The 18,952-nt window shown below is 44.5% G+C and carries 17 protein-coding genes; 4 read left to right on the top strand and 13 right to left on the bottom strand.

Annotation, left to right across the window (positions count from 1 at the left end; all coding sequences use genetic code 11):
* Nucleotides 1-2: 2 nt before the first annotated feature.
* On the bottom strand, nucleotides 3-1,031 hold the full coding sequence (locus tag CXK86_RS08570; RefSeq protein WP_017687620.1) for a thiamine pyrophosphate-dependent dehydrogenase E1 component subunit alpha: 1,029 nt from the start codon (nucleotides 1,029-1,031) through the stop codon (nucleotides 3-5).
* 139 nt (nucleotides 1,032-1,170) lie between these two features.
* Nucleotides 1,171-2,595, bottom strand: a complete 1,425-nt coding sequence (gene lpdA / locus CXK86_RS08565) for a dihydrolipoyl dehydrogenase (protein WP_076251118.1) — start codon at nucleotides 2,593-2,595, stop codon at nucleotides 1,171-1,173.
* A 224-nt stretch (nucleotides 2,596-2,819) separates the two neighbouring features.
* On the opposite strand from lpdA, the gene CXK86_RS08560 reads away from it, so the two are divergent.
* Both CXK86_RS08560 and CXK86_RS08555 read left to right on the top strand, forming a co-directional pair.
* Entirely contained in the window at nucleotides 2,820-3,137 is a 318-nt protein-coding gene (locus CXK86_RS08560; protein ID WP_017687618.1) for a DUF2627 domain-containing protein, read from the top strand.
* 63 nt (nucleotides 3,138-3,200) lie between these two features.
* Nucleotides 3,201-3,548, top strand: coding sequence for a potassium channel family protein (locus CXK86_RS08555; protein WP_076251116.1), 348 nt, complete (start codon nucleotides 3,201-3,203; stop codon nucleotides 3,546-3,548).
* An 8-nt stretch (nucleotides 3,549-3,556) separates the two neighbouring features.
* Here CXK86_RS08555 and CXK86_RS08550 read toward each other — a convergent pair whose 3' ends face one another.
* Complete coding sequence (locus CXK86_RS08550; protein WP_076251114.1) at nucleotides 3,557-3,769, bottom strand: hypothetical protein; 213 nt, start codon at nucleotides 3,767-3,769, stop codon at nucleotides 3,557-3,559.
* A gap of 177 nt (nucleotides 3,770-3,946) precedes the next feature.
* Between CXK86_RS08550 and CXK86_RS08545 the strand changes: the two genes are divergently transcribed.
* On the top strand, nucleotides 3,947-4,546 hold the full coding sequence (locus CXK86_RS08545; protein WP_017687615.1) for a thymidine kinase: 600 nt from the start codon (nucleotides 3,947-3,949) through the stop codon (nucleotides 4,544-4,546).
* A gap of 121 nt (nucleotides 4,547-4,667) precedes the next feature.
* Here CXK86_RS08545 and CXK86_RS08540 read toward each other — a convergent pair whose 3' ends face one another.
* The 5 genes from CXK86_RS08540 to CXK86_RS08520 form a co-directional block, all read right to left on the bottom strand.
* Nucleotides 4,668-5,144 (bottom strand): hypothetical protein, encoded by a 477-nt coding sequence (locus tag CXK86_RS08540; RefSeq protein ID WP_017687614.1) that lies wholly within the window; start codon nucleotides 5,142-5,144, stop codon nucleotides 4,668-4,670.
* Between the two features lie 534 nt (nucleotides 5,145-5,678).
* Nucleotides 5,679-6,329: a hypothetical protein gene (locus tag CXK86_RS08535; RefSeq protein WP_036672336.1), complete on the bottom strand. Its 651-nt coding sequence runs from the start codon at nucleotides 6,327-6,329 to the stop codon at nucleotides 5,679-5,681.
* A gap of 395 nt (nucleotides 6,330-6,724) precedes the next feature.
* On the bottom strand, nucleotides 6,725-7,762 hold the full coding sequence (locus CXK86_RS08530) for an NAD(P)/FAD-dependent oxidoreductase (protein WP_047843595.1): 1,038 nt from the start codon (nucleotides 7,760-7,762) through the stop codon (nucleotides 6,725-6,727).
* 159 nt (nucleotides 7,763-7,921) lie between these two features.
* Complete coding sequence (locus CXK86_RS08525; RefSeq protein WP_076251112.1) at nucleotides 7,922-9,895, bottom strand: AraC family transcriptional regulator; 1,974 nt, start codon at nucleotides 9,893-9,895, stop codon at nucleotides 7,922-7,924.
* A 188-nt stretch (nucleotides 9,896-10,083) separates the two neighbouring features.
* The gene (locus CXK86_RS08520) at nucleotides 10,084-12,045 is read right to left on the bottom strand and encodes an AraC family transcriptional regulator (protein WP_076251109.1); all 1,962 of its coding nucleotides are present in this window, start codon (nucleotides 12,043-12,045) and stop codon (nucleotides 10,084-10,086) included.
* Nucleotides 12,046-12,251: 206 nt separating this feature from the next.
* Between CXK86_RS08520 and CXK86_RS08515 the strand changes: the two genes are divergently transcribed.
* Entirely contained in the window at nucleotides 12,252-13,064 is an 813-nt protein-coding gene (locus tag CXK86_RS08515) for a hypothetical protein (RefSeq protein WP_076251107.1), read from the top strand.
* 264 nt (nucleotides 13,065-13,328) lie between these two features.
* Here the strand turns inward: CXK86_RS08515 and CXK86_RS08510 are convergent, their stop codons facing one another.
* From CXK86_RS08510 to recN, 5 genes are all read right to left on the bottom strand, one after another.
* Nucleotides 13,329-14,000, bottom strand: coding sequence for a GGDEF domain-containing protein (locus tag CXK86_RS08510; RefSeq protein ID WP_256720017.1), 672 nt, complete (start codon nucleotides 13,998-14,000; stop codon nucleotides 13,329-13,331).
* Nucleotides 13,987-14,283, bottom strand: a complete 297-nt coding sequence (locus CXK86_RS32620; RefSeq protein ID WP_256720016.1) for a CBS domain-containing protein — start codon at nucleotides 14,281-14,283, stop codon at nucleotides 13,987-13,989. The genes CXK86_RS08510 and CXK86_RS32620 overlap by 14 nt, the downstream gene beginning before the upstream one ends.
* 422 nt (nucleotides 14,284-14,705) lie before the next feature.
* Nucleotides 14,706-15,515, bottom strand: a complete 810-nt coding sequence (gene spo0A / locus CXK86_RS08505) for a sporulation transcription factor Spo0A (RefSeq protein WP_036614349.1) — start codon at nucleotides 15,513-15,515, stop codon at nucleotides 14,706-14,708.
* Nucleotides 15,516-15,710: 195 nt separating this feature from the next.
* On the bottom strand, nucleotides 15,711-17,039 hold the full coding sequence (gene spoIVB, locus CXK86_RS08500) for a SpoIVB peptidase (RefSeq protein WP_076251035.1): 1,329 nt from the start codon (nucleotides 17,037-17,039) through the stop codon (nucleotides 15,711-15,713).
* 120 nt (nucleotides 17,040-17,159) lie between these two features.
* Nucleotides 17,160-18,878 carry a DNA repair protein RecN gene (recN, locus tag CXK86_RS08495; RefSeq protein WP_076251032.1) on the bottom strand — a complete coding sequence of 573 codons (1,719 nt, stop codon included), beginning with the start codon at nucleotides 18,876-18,878 and terminating at the stop codon, nucleotides 17,160-17,162.
* Nucleotides 18,879-18,952 lie beyond the last annotated feature (74 nt).

Raw genomic sequence — 18,952 nt, 5'->3', positions numbered from 1 at the left:
ACTTACCGTCCCCCTTCTTCGCTGTCCGCATAAACGTGCGTCAGAGTGTCCTCAGGTTTAGGATATGGCGCGTTGTCTGCATATTCAGTTGCTTCTTTCATTTCCAGCGCAAGCTGGGAAGCCAGATCCGCATCCCGGGCTTCGTCCCAGATGCCGCAATCGATCAAGTAGTTCTTCATACGAGGAACGCCATCTTTCTTCCAGTTCTCCTCAACTTCCTCTTTGGTCCGGTAAGCCAGATCATTATCGGAGGTGGAGTGAGGTGACAACCGATACATCATCGCTTCAATCAGTGTCGGGCCTTCTCCGGCTATGGCACGGCGACGCGCTTCCTTCACTGCAGCATATACTTCTAATGCATCGTTACCATCTACACGAAGTCCGGGGAACCCGTATCCTTGTGCTCGATCGGATATTTTGCCGCTCAACTGTTTGTGAATCGGTACCGAAATTGCATATTGATTGTTCTCACACATAATAATGACAGGCAATTTATGCACACCTGCAAAGTTGGCTCCCTCATGGAAGTCACCCTGATTGCTTGATCCTTCGCCAAACGTAACAAAAGAAACAAATTCTTGCTTCTTCATTTTGGCAGCCAGTGCAAATCCAACAGCGTGCGGAACCTGTGTTGTAACCGGGCTGGAACCCGTCACAATCCGCAGCTTTTTGTGACCGAAGTGACCGGGCATTTGCCGACCGCCACTATTCGGATCTTCTGCCTTCGCAAAAGCAGACAACATCAACTCACGCGGAGTCATGCCTACCGCCAGTACAAAACCGTAATCGCGGTAATAAGGTAAATAATAATCGTGATCCCGATCCAGACCAAAAGCAGCACCTACTTGCGCAGCTTCCTGTCCTACACCGGATACGTGAAAGTTAATTTTGCCAGCCCGTTGCAAGAGCAAGCAACGCTCGTCAAACTTGCGCGCGAGCAGCATGTATTTGTACATATCCAATACTTCACCATCGCTAAGTCCCAGCTGTTGATGCCGGTGGACCGCGTCTGCAGTACCTTGTGAACTCATATGAGGTACCTCCTTTTAATCAGAGCCTGTGCCACTCTTACTACCCGATCTTATAACCTGGTACTAAGACTTGGCTTAACCTTATTATAATCCCTTTTACCCAAAAAAGGAAAGGACCTTTCTCATAAGCTTGTTTGGCTTACATTCCAATGGCCTTTCCATCGACCGCCAACATGGCTTCACCCATAATTTCCGACAGAGAAGGGTGCGGATGAATGGTTTGTCCGACTTCCCAAGGTGTGGCATCCAGCATCTGAGCCAGAGAAGCCTCAGCGATTAATTCCGTCACATGGGTGCCAATCATATGTACCCCCAATATATCATTCGTCTTGGCATCTGCGATCACCTTCACGAATCCATCCCGACTTCCGTGAATAAGCGATTTGCCAATGGCCGAAAACGGGAACTTGCCTGTTTTAATGTCATAGCCACGTTCTTTGGCTTCACGCTCGGTGAATCCGATGCTTGCTGCTTCCGGACGTGTGTACACACAGCGCGGGATACGGTGGGATTCTACGGCATGTACCGTTTTGCCCGCCAGATGATCGACAGCGAGAATGCCTTCATGACTTGCGGCATGTGCAAGCTGCAAACCGCCGATGCAGTCACCAATGGCGTAGATGTGACCTTCACCGGTCTGTAACTGTTTGTTCACAGCGATGAACCCACGCTCCAGTTTGATATCTGTATTTTCGAGTCCGATATTTTCGACATTAGCCTGACGTCCAACCGACACGAGCATTTTCTCCGCTCTTAGCGTTTCCTGCTTATCTTCACCAAGCTGCACATCAATCTCAATGCCCTCTTGATCCGTGTTATATGTTTCGGTTAGAACGGTGGCACCTGTCAGGAAACGGACACCTCGTTTGCCAAGCAATCGCTGCATTTCTCTGGCAACATCCTCATCCTCGGCAGGCAACACGTGAGCAGCTGCTTCTACTACTGTGATGTCTACGCCAAAGTCATTCAGCATGGATGCCCACTCCAATCCAATCACACCCCCACCAACAATGATGAGTGATGCAGGAAGTTCATCCATACGCAGTGCTTCGTCGCTGCTCATTATGAATTTGCCGTCCGGTTCCAGGTCCGGCAACACACGTGGACGCGAACCAGTGGCAATGATGAGATTGGTTGGAACTACCGTATCCATCTCGCCATCTTCAAACTCCACAGCGACTGCTCCGCTCTGCGGTGAGAAGATGGATGGTCCGATGACGCGACCTTTCGCGTGTACAACCTGGATTTTATTTTTTTTCATCAAATATTGAACGCCCTGATGGAGCTGTTCGACAATTGCATCCTTGCGCGCCTGTACTTTGGGAAATACAAGTGTAGCTCCAGCTGTCTCGATACCATACGTCTCGCTCTCCTGGATTTCGGCGTATACTTCCGCACTTTTCAGCAAAGCCTTACTCGGAATACAGCCACGATGCAGACAGGTACCGCCAAGCTTGTCCTTCTCAATGATAACAACCTGTTTTCCCAGCTGTGCAGCCCGGATCGCGGCTACATATCCACCGGTTCCTCCTCCAAGAATTGCAACATCACATGTAATTGGCATCTCTCATGCTCTCCTCTATGAATCAAATTTCAATATAATTTATGATGGCTTAAATCATGGTTTGGCTTATACCCTCTATATGCCATTGTACTCTCCTTGAGCGGTCAACTCAAAGTTTGAACCAATCACACATGGACAGCCTATGCATTCCAAGCTATGATGGAATCAGGTATGATCTGTAAGCGTAACCTTTATTTAATGTCGACTTTGGCAGAAAGGGTATAATGCTCATGAATACAAGATTGGTCTTTGCGCGATTTTTGGCAATTGTTGTTCTGGTCATCCCCGGGTTAATGGCAATGAAGGGTTTTCTGATGATGAAAGATGCCCTGTTCCTATATTATGCCGAGCACGGGAACGAACTGATTTCACCAGGATTCCAGTGGCTTTCCTTTGGCGGTGGACTTGTCCTTTTTGCCGCAGGTATGAGTTTTCTGGGAGGCTGGATCTTGTTCCGTGACCGCAAGCGTAATTATGTAGGTCCCCGTTTCCGGTCCAAAAGTGTACCCGAAAAAGCAGAGACGCCCGGAAGGACTCCATGAGTCCGGGCTTTTTGTGTGTTTATACAACACACCGCCTACTTTACATAGACAGGATGGATCATCATGGTATCATTTCTAATCACGTTACAACGATTGCTCAAAGGCATTTTCCATGCGTTCAAAGACCCTAAGTTTCTGGCTCTGTTCGCGTTAACGGCAGCAACGTTGCTATCAGGCACTTTATTTTACACTCGTGTTGAAGGTCTGCACTGGATCGATGCGTTATACTTCTGTGCGGTTACCTTGACTACGGTGGGACATCCTGACTTTGTGCCAACCACCGGATTCAGCAAAGCCTTTACCGTAATCTACATGTTTGCAGGCATTGGTCTCACCTTTGCCATGATTGCCAGAATTACAGCAGGTATTCTGTTCCCTCGCAAATTAAAGACAGAAGAGGACCCGGAGTAATCTCCGGGTCATTCGTATAAGGCATCCCGCAGTTTGGTAGACATACGTGATTCTTTGGAAGAAGACTTCAAGATCGTTCTACGCAAGGTAAGGTTACTTGCCTGCAGTCTCTCCGCTTCTGCGAACAGTTCTGCAAATAACACCTGCGCCGCTTCATCTAGAGATCCCTGTTCTTTCAGGCTTTCATATCGCTCTTGAAGTGATGATAATGCTTCACTCATACTAAAACACCTCTTTTCACAACTCCTGTTAACTAGCTGCCGTAACCAATACCTTAACATTCCATATAGTAACACAAAGCTGCGCAGATTAGTTCTGGCTCTTTCCAAAGATTTTGTGGTACTCTGTAAAGGTCGCTTTTTTTGTTGAATCCCGTATGTGAGAGGAGTAGCAGCACCGTGCAAACAGGACGTATTACCGTAATTACTGGACCCATGTTCAGTGAAAAATCCGGTGAACTCATTCGCCGTTGTCAGAAATTAATACAATTTGGCCGTAAAAAGGTTGTGGCCTACAAACCAGCCGAGGATAATCGATTTGCCCAGGACGAGATCGTAAGCCGAATTGGTTATCGACTCCCTGCCCATTCCATTCCCCGGCAATTAACCCCGGAATCCGTAGAAATGATCTTGAACCAAACCATAGATGCTGATGTTGTTGCATTTGATGAAGTACAATTTTTCAGCAGTGCCATTATGGAACTTGTCTCGGAGTTAGCGTATTGTGGCAAACATGTCATTGTGGACGGACTTAATATGGATTACCGTGGTAAGGAATTCGGATATGTCGGTGGTTTGCTTGCCATGGCAGATGACATTGAGAAACTCTCGGCTTTCTGTGCGGTATGTGGCAGCCCAGATGCAGCCTTTACGCAACGTATCGTCAATGGGGAGCCTGTTACCTTGGGTCCGGTTGTCATGATTGGCGATTCAGAAGCTTACGAGCCACGCTGTCGTTGCTGCTTCATTCCTCCTCACAAAGTTGAATGCTCATCATAATTCCTAAAAGATCGATCTTAGATATTTTCCAAAAAGGCCCCTTGGGGCTTTTTTTGTTATAGAGCAAACATTCGCACAAAAAAGCACCGCTTCGCAGCGATGCTTCCAGAGTCACTTCCCGCTAGTCACGGGAAACAAAATATTTGTTGGTCATGTAGTAAGCGTCACCACGCGACGTTTCCACCATTCCTTTTTTGGCATCCAAAAATACAATCTCTTTACACTTTGTACAGTACCATTTTGTGCGCTTGTATGGGGATTCCGTCACATAAGCCGTGCCACATTTACAATCAATCTTCATTAATAACTCGGTTGATTTATAAGCACTGGACAAGCGTTCCAGGTTATCCTGCTGCTGTGTAGGCATAATGGTCTGCTGATAATCCGATAAATGATTCTGAACCTTGAAGTCTGCTACCAATCCTGCATTCAATCCAAAAAACTCCTTGCCGATTTCGGTCACGAAGCGCTTCTCATTTCTGTAGCAATCCAGCCACTCAATAATCTGCTTATTAGACAGTGGAACCGTACCCTTGATACCGCTGTTTAAGGTGTAGGTCATGATGTATAAAGTATCGTCTTGTCTACCTGAGTACATTAGAATCCTCCTTCGAATACATTTGCTAATGTACTACAAAAACGCGCATAAATCAAAAAAATCTTATTTCCTGAGCGCATCTCTTCTTATTAAATGGGAAACATTCCACGTTCATCCGCCAAAGACTTACAAGAACTGCATACACCTGAAACATTTCCCTGTGGCGCGGCATAATGCACGACCGATTTAACGTTTTTCTTGCATATGGAACAGTAGTGCCTCCTTTCCTTTTTTGGGATATAATCCGATAGCTTAACCACGTTTTTGTTCGGTCGGAATCGTTGTAAGAAACCCGGCCATTTCATCTCGCTTCACTCTTTCTTGTTCGTCTACTTCGTAGTCATTTTTTTACTCTGGGCTAAAAATCATCTCGTCTTTTTTTATGTATACGATTCCAAGTTGTGCGTGCCTATCTCATAATCTATTCGACGTTTTGAGCGTTTTTCCTGTTTTTAATCTCTACACATATAAAAAAAACCGACAGAACCTGCTCTCCTTATTTTACGAAGAACAGTATTTTAGTCGGTTCCATCCTTATTTATAAAAAGTTCCCAGAACGTCCAGCTCTGATGAGCGCTCAATTCGAAATGGATAGATATAACCCTGATTCATTCGGGTAAATTTGCGGCTCCACAGATCCAGTCCCGATGTGAACTGATAAGCCTGATATATAAACTTGGAGCAGTAATTGCGCTCAATACTGCGCAGATTGGTCTGCAAACGGTAGAATTTTACCTGCTTGTAATGGTCGTGTACCCACCCGGCTGCTTTCATTCCTGCCTCATTCAATCTGGAACGGAATACAATAAAACGATCTCCTTCATAAAATCGCGTCAGATACCACTCTAATGAATCAGCAAATACAGGCCCATAAGGGTGCACATGATACACCTTGCCGTCGAGACCGATAATGCCCATATGCCCGGCGTAATACGTCGATTCCGAGCTTGGCGTGTACACAATATCCCCTGGCTCTAGCTTCATCTCGCCCAACACGTTAATTGGCAAGTCCTGATGCAGCCGTTTGGCTGCAGAACGTTCACGCCGCCCTTCAACCAACAAGCGATGAAGCGCGCCAGCCAGTGCGAGATACATTTCAGACCATTTGATCTTTTTTTTATCAGATCGTTTGAACCACCGCTGGATGAAGGTGAAACCTCGTTGTGGCTGTGATCCCTTTTTCATACGCTGCACTCCACTCTAATCTAGTTATTGTATCTATATAAGTTGAAATAAAGTTTATTTACACTGATACTACGATGACAGAACAATCTTCCAATCGCTGTTATCCCCAGATTTTTTCGATTCCCTTTTTCTTAAGGGAAAATCCGGTGATAAAGGCGACCGCTTCGCTTTTTCAGATTTTTTCTGTCCTCTCCGTTATCGTGTAAATTATTATTTCAATTTATATAGTTGTTATTCTACAGTTTCTCAGGCTTATTATAGACATTTGGTGGTTCATGTTCAATTCTAAGCGTGTTCTATCTTGTGCCATTATGCCTTCTTATTACCCATTTTATGCAAAAAAGATGACTTCGGAATGAACCCGAAGTCATCTTAATATAACCGATCGAAGACCTTTATTCTTCTACAACACCAAGGGCTTTATTTTTCTCCTTAAAGCGACTGTTATGGGAAGAAACATAAGCCACTTTCTCCGCTTCAGGGTCCATGTAAAGCTTCGCACTGTTTACCGCTAGGGCTGCATCTGTGAAAGTACCCGCAATCAGGTACAGTTTGCTACCATAATCTACAAAATCGCCTGCGCCAAACACGCCGGGAATATTGGTTTGCAATCTCTCTGTTGTAGTGACATGCCATTCACCAAGATCAAGTCCCCAATCCCGTATTGGACCAAAGTCACTCTTCATGCCGTGGTTTACAATGACAGCATCGACTTCAAGCAGTTCAGTTTCACCTGTGTCCACGTGTGAGATGGTCACCTGTTCAATCACATCACCACTCATACTATGCAAGGTCTCTACCGCGTAAGGTGTACGGACATCTACAGAGGATTCTCTCATACGCAGTACATTACGCTCCAACCCGCCAAAGCGGTCACGACGATGCACAACCGTAACTTGCTCTGCCAGTGCTTCCAGTTCATTCGCCCAGTCCACAGCAGAGTCGCCTCCACCCGAGATTAGCACACGTTTACCGCGGAATGGCTCCAGTTCTTGCACGGTATAGTGCAGATTGCTAACCTCGTAACGGTCTGCACCTTCAAGCTCCAGCTTGGCCATTTTATATATACCATATCCGATTGCCATAATGACGGTACGTGTCCAGTGTTGCTCACCTGTTGCAGAAGTTAACAGAATCGTGCCATCAGGTTGACGCTCGAATCCTTCGATCTGTTGTTCAAATACGAGGGTTGGCTCAAAAGTTCGTGCCTGTTCTTCCAATTGTTTGATCAGATCTTCACACAGAATTGGCGTAACACCCCCGACATCCCAGATCATTTTCTCCGGATAAAAGAGCATGCGACCTCCCAATCTGTCACGTGCCTCAATCAACTTGGTCTTCATATCTCGCATGCCGCTATAAAAGGCAGAGTACATGCCCGCAGGGCCACCGCCGATAATGGTTACATCATAAAGTTCCAACTGCTGATTCATATTAAAAATACCTCCGTTAATTCGATCCAGAACATCGAGTATTTGATATCGATTCTCATTATCACTTAAATCCTAGTGTAATGGTAATCTTATCAAAATACAATGGCTAAAAAACAAACATTTCTTGTACAAAAATTCTACGAACACATCTTCTCTTTACTATTGCGCTCTTGGAGCCGCCAACAGCTTTTCAACGACAAAATCAAGTTGTTTATTAATTGAATAGATATCCGAATAATAGAAGAAATCGAAATCAATCTCAATTAGACGACCTTCTTTGATCGCTGGGATACTGCTCCATATTGGATTATCCGTCAAGTTATCTGCCCCTTCATACACAGAGCGAAACACATAGTCTCCGATATATTCAGGAAGGACTTCCATGGAGATTGTGGAGCCTGCCGCGTCCGAAACCACGTCTATTTTTTTCTGTACAACTTCAGGTGCTTTCATTCCCAAGTACTCGTATACCGCCTGAGATCCACGGCCAAATTGTTTGCTCTCTACAATAACCATCCCTTTCAAACCGCCCTCCACAATGGAGATTGTTTTGTCCAGTATGCCTGCATCTGCAAGAGTTTTTTTACTCTCTTCGACTTTGTTGTTGAGATTGGTGATTAACGTCTCGGCTTCCTGCTCTTTGCCAAAGATACTTGCTATATCATGAAGTCTCTCTTCTGTAGTCAATTTCTCATACGGAATATATACCGTAGGTGCAATATCTTTTAATAACGTATACGTCTCTTCTGAAGGAACAATGATCAGATCTGGATCAAGATCAATGACAGCTTCAGGATTCGGTTCAAACCAGGTACCCAATGCGTTTACACCCTCTAGCTCACTCTTGTATGCAGCCCCGTCATATACATCTGAGGTAGCGATTGGCTTAACTCCAAGTGCAACGACATCCCCCTGGAGATACAATACAACAACCCGTTTTGGATTCGCTGGAACAACTACGTCACCCTTAACCGTTGAGACCGTGCGTGTTTCATTGTCTTTGTTCGTCTGGCTTCCTGTGTCTGATGATACTGCCGTACTACTGTTATTGGAACTGGCACCCGTTCCTTCGCCAGCTGCTGGTGTTGTTGCTGTACCTGAAGAGCAGGCAGCTAGGAGCATCGTTATGCTCAATAATGCAACCATAATCATACTGGAACTTGTTTTTCTTCTTTTCATTGGTGTAGACCCTCCGTCTATATATTGATAATGATTCTCATAATCAATATATCCCGACTTCCATCTTCGGCCAATGGACGATTCAGAGATTACCAATGGACGATCCTCTGCTCTCGCTTCTTCTCTTATCTTTCGTTGATACTGAATCGGAGAGATCCCCACATGTTTTTTGAAGATACGACTAAAATAATACACATCGGAATAACCCACGTCTGCTGCAATTTCACTCAGCGTTGCATCAGATCGTACAAGCAGATTCCGAGCCTTGGCGATTCGAGTCTGAATTAAATAATCAATGGGACTGTAACCCGTCTGTCGTTTGAATTGCATGGATAAATGTCGGGAGCTGTAGTTAAACTGTTCAGCCAGGAAATCAAGCGTGACCTGTTCCCTATAATGATTCTGTATATAACGAAGTGTTTGTTTCACCGGGTCAGCAAGCTCTGTTTTGATCTCCTGCTCTGCCAATTGAACCATCATTTCATGAATGAATTGGTAAAATAAACTTTTTGTGTGAAGCAGATCCAGACTCCCAGATTGAATCCATGCACCCTCAAGCTCATCAAGGTAACGTAATAACCCCAGCGGACTACTCGGTGCAAATCCATATTGCAAAGAGAACGGTGCAACTTCCGGCTGTGCCAATAACCACTTTTTACGATAACTAGGAAAGGCAAGGAATGCTCTGTAATAGAGCAGCATATATTCGAAATCTTCGTTGGTTTGGATATCCAGTGAAGATCCTTTGGCCCCATGAAGCATGTAGAACCGCTCTGCCTTGTATGTTTGTCCATCCAATTGAAGCACAGCCGATCCTCGAATCGTATATATAAAACCATTTGCCGGAAGTGTGTAGGAACTCAGTTGTGCCCCTGCCTCCATAACGATTCGGCGTATATCCAGAACCTTAACAGCGGCATGATTCCAGCATTTCATCTGTTCGTCTAATTGCATCGAATACTCTCCAATCCCAACCTCACCCGGAACAAAGGCCTTACAAGGTCATCATTCTGCCACACATCCGATAACATATGCGTAGCAAAGGTTCACTAATGTACCTTTATTATAGATGATAATAATTTTCATTATCAACTGAAATTTAGAGTGGAATTGGATTTCACCTCATCAATCACTTGTTAGACTTAATTTGGTTCAGAGATCTTCGTAAACCACGCGGCCAATTCCTCTGTTTGATCCAATGTTGCAATCGGGTCAAAGTACCATGAACGATCCGGGCTCCAGATAAACACACGATCATTTTTAACCGCATCGAGTGAACTCCAGACCGGTTTCGATTTCAACTCTTCCAGGGTCAGATTATCTGCTGTTAGAATGATATAGTCTCCGGCAAATTCAGGAATCGCTTCCGATGAAACTTCAACCAGTTGATCCTTCATTAAGATCTCTTTTTTATCTGCAGGAGGATTCAAACCAAGCGCGCTATAGACTGCCTGACCTCCCCGACCAAAATTATCACCAAAGGCCAACGGTGCTTTATCATAGAACTGCATGACCGACACTTCGGCCTGCGGATCAATCGCCTCACCAACACGTTTCTTGGCATCTGCAATTCTTGCGTCATAATCGGTTAACCATGCCTCAGATTCTTTTTCTTTATTTAACACTTCACCGAAATAGGTAATTTCTTCGTGGGTATTTTTCAATTCACCATAAGGTACAACCAAGGTAGGTGCAATTTTGCTAAAGGAATCAAATAAATCAGGATTACCTGTCACAATGAGATCCGGTTCAAGTTCCAACACCTTTTCTAGAGAGATGGTTTCATATTCACCAATATTCTGCACACCCTCAAGTGATTTGATAAAATAAGGATTCTTCAGGTTCATCTCGGGTGTACCCACAGGCTTGATCCCCAAGGCAATCAGACTTCCCAGATACAAGTCAACCACAATCCGTTTAGGTTCAGCCGGAATTGTAATGTCTCCCTTAACCGTTGAGACTATGCGGGGTTCCGATGATTTGCTTTGATTCTCCGCTGTTACTGTCTTCGTGGAACTTGACGTACTATTGCTTCCGGATGCATCCCCGCTCGAATTACTGGCAACACCTGTAGAGCAGGCACTCAGCAGTAATGTAAGACTTAATAGAATACTAAGCAGCATTCCCGTTCTTGTCTGTCTGTTCATATTTATTGACCCTCCATGCTTATATTGATAATGATTATCACCATCAGTATAAACATACCTTCCACTTCCACCTCTGAAAATGTCATTTCGCGCCACACCTGATGTCAGATCAGGCCAATATAGGGGTGCTGAGGTCTTTTCTTTAAATTGCAAAGGAGAAAGACCTGTATGTTTCTTGAACATACGTCCCAAATAATATCCATCCGGATAACCGATTCCTACAGCGATCTCATCCAACGTGGCGTCCGTTTGCAGCAACATCTCCTTGGCTTTGAACAAACGAAACTGAATCAGATAATCAATGGGACTATATCCCGTCGACTGCTTGAACTTGCGTGACAAACTTCTTGGGCTGCTGCCAATCATTTCTGCTAAAACATGAAGTGTAAGTGGCTGGGTGTAGGAAGACTCTACAATTTCAATGACTTTGCTAACCTGATCCAACATACTTGGATAACGATTGGATATACGAGGAATCTGTGATGAGATCTGCTCCACAAATGCATAGAACAAACTCTTGGCCTGAAAGTGCTGAATAGGGTTCTTTTGATCCCACAAAAAGTGCATCTTTTTCCATTGCTCATATAGAATGATTGGCATATCGGGGGTAAAGCCATAGTTCATTTGGAACGGATTGATACGCTCCATTAACCTTCCCAGATCGTTTCTCCCTCCACTAGGCAGGTTTGCTTTGTACATCAAGTAATATAGGCGCAATCCGGATTCGCCTGCTTGAATCACCAACTTACTCCCTTTTCCCCCATGGAAAATATAAAAGCGGCTCACTTCATATGTTTGATTGTCAATCGTCACTCCAGCATCACCCTGAATGGTGAGTACAAAGGTACTTGTCGGAAATTTGTATTTCATCTCTTCATATGCCTCTAATTCAATGTAACGGATATCTGTTATGCTCACCGCAGCATAGTTCCAGAGGATATAATAATCATTCCACATTTTGCTAACCCATCTCCGTCTACATAAATTGTGTCTGTACTCTACTCACTTATTGATAAACATTATCAATTATTATGATGAAGTACGCAATACAACCGACGCAAAATGAATCCATTGCGAGGAAACAAGAGATATTCAAATATTTCTCTTAAAATCCGATATATGTAAATAGAACCATGATAAAGTGGAGAAGGAGAACAGAGGATATGAATTCAATCTCATCTGCAACCAAAAGCAGTTTCACTCCCGGGAATCAAGTCTCCAATCGGGATAAAGAAATTCAGGGACTCATGCAGCAGAAGATCCGGCTCAATGAAGAAATGCAAGGTGTAAAAACCAATGACGAGTTGGATACCAAAACCAAAGCTCAGCGAATTAAATCCTTAACAAGCTCCATTTCCCAGATCGACAGCCAGATTGCCCAAATTAAAGCTGAAGAATTGCAAGAAAAGAACAAATTAAGACAGCCAGAAAAGGCTCAACAGCAACAACCCAAACCAACCGACGAGGCACAAGCCCCTTCACTCGATCATCTGATCAAGCATAGTCAGACTTATGATCAATTGGGTAAGCTGGTCGGTTTGCGTGATCGCATGCAGGGCTCCATTCAGACCACCGAAGGAGAAACCCGCTTTGACCGACTTGTTCTCGAGATCAATCCTCCCGCAAATGATCTCGATCTAGGCAAATCAATGATGTTGGAAAATTCAGAACGCACCGTCTTTCAGGCAAAGCGAGAGACCGTCCAGGACATCAACTCCCAGTTAAACAAGGTTAATCAGAAGATTGGGGAACTGGTGGAAGAGATTCATCAGCCGGCACCTAAAAAAGGGGTACAACCACCTATCTCTGCAACATCTGGAGAAGAAGAGCAGGAAGTAAATGAAGGAAAGAAAACGGGAAGTAAGGAGCACCCATCAGATGGCGGAACCACAGATCAGGAATCAGGAAATGGTCCGCAAACTACGGCTTCTACATCTCATGCTGCTTCATATCCATCCGTCGATATTCGAGTCTGAATACGCATTGATCAAACATACTTATATGTATACATAATGAGCTTAAAGATTAAAGTGGCTCGTTTGCTACACAACCTTTAACTCGCATCCAATGATAGAACCGCTATTACAGGTGACTAACTCCTGATAAATAGCGGTTTTTCTGTATTTTAACGTTATGGGTATAGAGGCGAAGCCTCAGCTTCCGAAGAAGCTTTCTTACAGAAAGCTTTTAGTCCACGTCTTCAGGTTCTCTCTGTCCTCTACGTTCTCGTAATTTTATTTCTAGCACGGAGTACCGGCGGTATCATTTGCACAGATGATACTTCCAGCAATCGCTTTACAACCTTTTTTGATGCGTGTGGCCTCATCAATAATCTGATCTATGTTTTCATATTTTCGCTTGCTATTGGTTACAACGGCGATGGATACCGACACCAGAGGAATGGGCCGTTTCAGCCCGGAGCGTCCTTCCCCCAGAACATATTGATGATGCCAATCATGTTCGTTATAAAATGTCTTTTTCATTTCCTCAAAACTTGAGATGACTTCCTCACTAATATATTTATAATCATGGTGATTTAGGATCGTAATAAAATCATCACCACCGATATGTCCAAGAAAAGCATCAGGGGGAACAAATAGCTTGCGAAGCAAGTTAGCTGTCGCCTGTATAAGCTGATCCCCCATTTTGAAGCCGTAGCTATCATTGTAGGATTTGAATTGATCGAGATCAACGTACAGTACGCTAAATTGGTCCATCTGAAGAGCCTGAGACAGCCTTTCATCTATAATATGATTACCTGGAAGACCAGTCAGCGGGTTCATAAAAATCGCCATTTCAGCCCGTACATCAGCAACAGCGAGTAGCAAACGCCGAATACTCACAGCTCCAAAGAAACTTTCCCCTGACGTGACCAACACAAGATCATATATTTCCCCTTCATCTCGGTCCATGGCTAGAACACTGACATCTGTAATGTTCCGAATAATCCACGACCAGTGCCTGTGTGTTCATCACCAGTTCTACAGGACGTCCCATATACAGATTATAGCCATACTGGGTGCCAATCTGCTGAAAGAATCGGGGCCGCATCATTAATGACACACCCTTCTCCCCCATAACAGCTATACCTTCCAGACTAGGATTGGACTTGAAAAGATGATAGACGATATCACATTTTGTATCAGATTGTACTACAGGAATTGGTTCAGCAATCTCGCCTATTTGCGTAAACATACTATTCTACTCCTCTGTTCGTAGCATCTTATCCGAACTTTTCAAATATATATGTAGGTCTTTGTCAATGGTCACATCGTACCACTTTCTACTTGAAAAAGCGTTAACTGAAGGTAAAAGTTTATGAAATATTTCCTTTTCTGAATTTTGCTATAGGGAGCTTACTTTAATGCTTGATCTCAAAATTCAGAAGCAATCATGCAACACTAAATCATCATCATGTTCTGTGTTATTTCGTTATGCAAAAATACCGTCCTTTACTGGATATCTTTAATCCAATAAATGACGGTATTCGTTGGCATATATTACAGAAGTTTATCGGCATGAAATGAACGAATTCAGATATAGGCCGCCAAAAACCATTTGGCTAGAATCAAATTTGAATCCAAACTATACTTGCCAGCTCACTACTCCTGACCCTTTCAGCTTACCTTATGCTCAATTCTCAGCTTGTCAGCAACCATCGCGATGAACTCGCTATTTGTTGGTTTCGACTTGCTGATGTTGATTGTATAACCAAACAAGTGGCTGATACTGTCGATGTTACCACGAGTCCATGCCACTTCAATGGCATGACGGATCGCACGTTCGACGCGGGACGGCGTTGTTTTGAATTTTTCGGCAATCGCCGGATACAGTGTTTTGGTGATCGCTCCCAAAATTTCGATATTGTTATACACCATCGTAATCGCTTCGCGCAAATACTGATATCCTTTAATATGCGCAGGAACGCCGATTTCATGTATGATGGACGTAATATTTGCATCCAGATTTTTGTGTTTGCCCATTGGCACAACATTGGATGATTTCATGAACATGGATGATCCGCTGCTTGTGGACATCGCCGTCTGTGTTCCCACCAGTTGACGCACACGATTCGCAAGCACTTCCATGTCAAACGGCTTAAGAATATAATAAGAAGCTCCGAGTTGCACGGCACGCTGTGTGATATTCTCTTGTCCGAATGCCGTAAGCATAATGACTTTAGGCTGTGGAGACAGGTTCAGGTCGCGCAAGCGCTCAAGCACACCCAGTCCGTCCAGGTGAGGCATGATAATATCCAGAATCAATACATCCGGCACATCCCGAGTTTGCTCCAGCAATTGCAGTACTTCTTCTCCATTGTATGCAATACCGGTTACTTCCATATCTTCCTGCTCAGATATATATTCGGCAAGCAAATTCGTAAATTCACGATTATCATCGGCCAGCAATACCTCAATTTTTTGCAAAACGGTATCCTCCTTTAAATTAAACATCGTTTCGTACATTTCCTTACACGTTTAATTTTCGACACAGCCAGTTAAATTCCTCCTGTCGAAAATTATTTTTCTTTATTTTTTTTTCTTGATCCTATATAATAAATAATTTATTTCATTATCCGATATATTATGTTTGCTTTCGACAAAAAAGAACCTCAGGGCTGTTTAGCCAGCCTTGAGGTTATTATCGTCTTCCTTTTTCATCATAACGCCAGCATCTTGTAACATCCATTCAATGAAGCAACCGTAACCCGATTTTGGATCATTCACGAATACATGAGTAACTGCACCGATCAATTTACCATTTTGTACAATGGGGCTGCCACTCATCCCTTGAACGATACCTCCGGTCTTATCCAGCAGTTTCGGGTCCGTAATTCGAAGTACCAGACCTTTTGTTGCTGGTTCAGTTTGATCTGCCACATGAACAATGTCAATGGAGAAGCGTTCAACTTGTTGACCGTCAACCACGGTAAGTATTTCGGCCGGTCCTTCCTTTACTTCATGAGAAAAAGCGACGGGAATACCTTTCGAATACAGACTGTGCTCAGGATTTCCGGACATTTTACCAAAGATACCAAAAGCCGTATTACGTTCAATATTGCCCAAAATTTTGCTTTCCTTGAGGAAATGAGCACGTTTTTCACCCGGATCACCGGTCTCACTTTTAGAAATGGACGTCACATTGGATTGAACGATCTGACCACTACCCACAACAATAGATGTTTGTGTGTTCATATCTGTAATGACATGGCCCAGTGCGCCATATACGCCCTGATCGGGAGCATAGAAGGTAAGTGTGCCAACACCGGCTGCAGAATCACGAATGTACAATCCAAGCCTCCACGCTTGATCCTCGGAGTCATACGCCGGAGTTAATCGTGTCTTCACCGTTTCCTTACCACGTTTTAACACAACATCAATACCTTTTTTACTTTTCCCTGCAAGTTCAACGGCTTCAGAGACACCTGCTACGCCATCCAGACGTTTACCATCCATATGCGTAATCAGATCTCCGAGCTTAATGCCCGCTGTTTCTCCGGGCGATACACGCTCATCCTGACCGGAACGGACCAAATGATGTCCAACCACCAGAATGCCTGCCGATTTAACTTTGACGCCAATCGTTTGACCCCCGGGTACAACACGCAAATCCGGTATCACATTCACATGGACTGTTTTGACCGGAATTTTACCCCACAACTTCAACGTTAATTTGGCATGTCCCGTCTGTTGAGGGTGAAGATGCAAAGGTTGTTGCCTGGTAACATGCATCGCTACCTGATCATCCAAACCAACGATATCAGGACGATCTACAACGGCACTTGAAACAGCAGGTACAGCGAGCCGGACATCCGCTTGCCTGCCAGCAAACACCTGCAATTCATCCGGCAGTGAAGCATAACTTTGCACAGGCTGAATGGCCTGGCTAATCACACAAAGAAAGAAGGCAAATAAAAGACCTAGCAATTTCTTCCTGAGGGGGGAATTCAATGGCTGTCACACTCCCTTTGCTTCTTTCGCTTGACGAAAGGTGGTCGCCAATTGCGTACCTTTAAGATAACCTCGCCCCCAGGCTTTTATTACTGTCAATCATTACGCCAGCCGTCCGTTTCACCCTTTTTTGGCTTCCGCCAAATTCAGCATTTCCTGTGCGTGATGCAGTGTTTTTTCTGTAATTTCCACGCCGCCCAGCATACGTGCCAATTCCTTCACTCTGCCTTCGTCTGACAGCGATTCCACCTGCGTCATTGTCCGTCCATCGTAGACATGTTTCTCAATGAGATACTGATGATCTGCCATACAAGCCACTTGTGGTAAGTGAGTTATTGAGAAAACCTGACAAGTCGAAGACAAACGGAACAATTTTTCCGCAATGGATTGAGCTGCTCTACCGCTAACTCCGGTATCAACTTCATCAAAAATCAACACAGGTATCAGGTCATGTCGCGCAAAGATACTCTTCATCGCCAGCATCATTCTCGACAACTCACCACCTGAAGCAATTTTGCCAAGTGGTCGTAATGGCTCGCCCGGGTTTGGTGAGATTAGGAATTCCGCATTGTCCGCACCATGACGATTCAGACGAATACGACGTCCATTCCATTCAATCCCCTTTGGATCTTCGAAAGGAGTAATTTGAACACGCAGTGTAGTCCGCTCCATTTGCAGATCCTTGAGTTCGCTTTCCACCTGTGCAGCAAGTTCCTCGGCGCATTGTTTGCGAACCTTGCTGAGCTCTTCAGCAGACTCCATCACAAGGTTAAGCATTTTGTCACGTTCAGCTCGCAATTTCTCCAGCCGTTCGTCCTTGTTCTCCAGTTGGTCGGTTTCATGGCTAATCTGATCATAATAACTCAGAATAAGTTCAACACTGTCCCCGTATTTCCGTCTGAGGCCAGAAATCAGATTCAGCCTTTGCTCCACTTCTTCCAGCCTTGCCGGATTAAATTCAATCTTCTCCCGGTAATCCCTTAACTGAAATGTCGCATCTTCCAATTGATAAAATGCAGATTGTAGCTGTTCTACGATTGGTTGCAGTCCTTTGCTATCATATCCAGAAATGTCTTCAATTCTTGAAAGAGCAATGCTCACAGCTTCAAGTCCGCGTTGACCGCTGAGCAGATCATATGCACCAGCAACACTGTCCATCATTTTCTCACTATGGGATAGTTTGACCCGTTCTTCCCCGAGTAATTCATCCTCGCCTTGTGTAAGGCTTGCTGCTGCGATCTCCTCAAGCTGAAAGCGATACATGTCCAAGAGTTGATATGCCCGCTGACTGGACTCCTGAAGGGCACGCAGTTCTTTTTCCGCCGTGATAAACTTGCTGTAGCGCTCCTGGTACTTCGCTTTGATCGGTCCGATGACTTCCGAGCCATAAGTATCGAGAAGCCCCAGATGGCTCTCAGCGCGTAGCAAACTCTGATGTTCATGTTGTCCATGAATATTGATCAGCTTCTCGCCTACTTCCCGTAGCATGGTCAGATTGACCAATTGCCCATTAATGCGGGACGTACTTTTCCCCTGCGTGTTCAGTTCACGTCGAATAACCAGATGCTCTTCAGGCTCACAATGGATACCCAGCTTCTCTAATGTCTGCCATACCGGATGACTCTGCTCCATCTCGAACAAGGCTTCCATCTCTGCCTTATCACAACCGTACCGGATCAAATCAGCTGAACTTCGTCCACCGGCAATTAAGCCAAGTGCATCTATAATAATCGACTTACCTGCACCCGTTTCCCCTGAAAGTACATGGAATCCCGGGTGGAATACAACATCCACTTCTTCCACCACAGCCAGATTACGAATCGATAACGTAACTAACATCTGCAAAAACACCTCCGGATGACTAACTCAGATATTATGTTTTTGAACCATTGATTCAAGAGGTTGTTCAAAAA

This window comes from Paenibacillus sp. BGI2013, from assembly GCF_002843485.1.
In the GTDB taxonomy this organism is placed as follows: domain Bacteria; phylum Bacillota; class Bacilli; order Paenibacillales; family Paenibacillaceae; genus Paenibacillus; species Paenibacillus amylolyticus.
The sequence above is the reverse complement of the archived record's forward strand: the minus strand, read 5'-3'. Positions and strand labels throughout refer to the sequence as shown.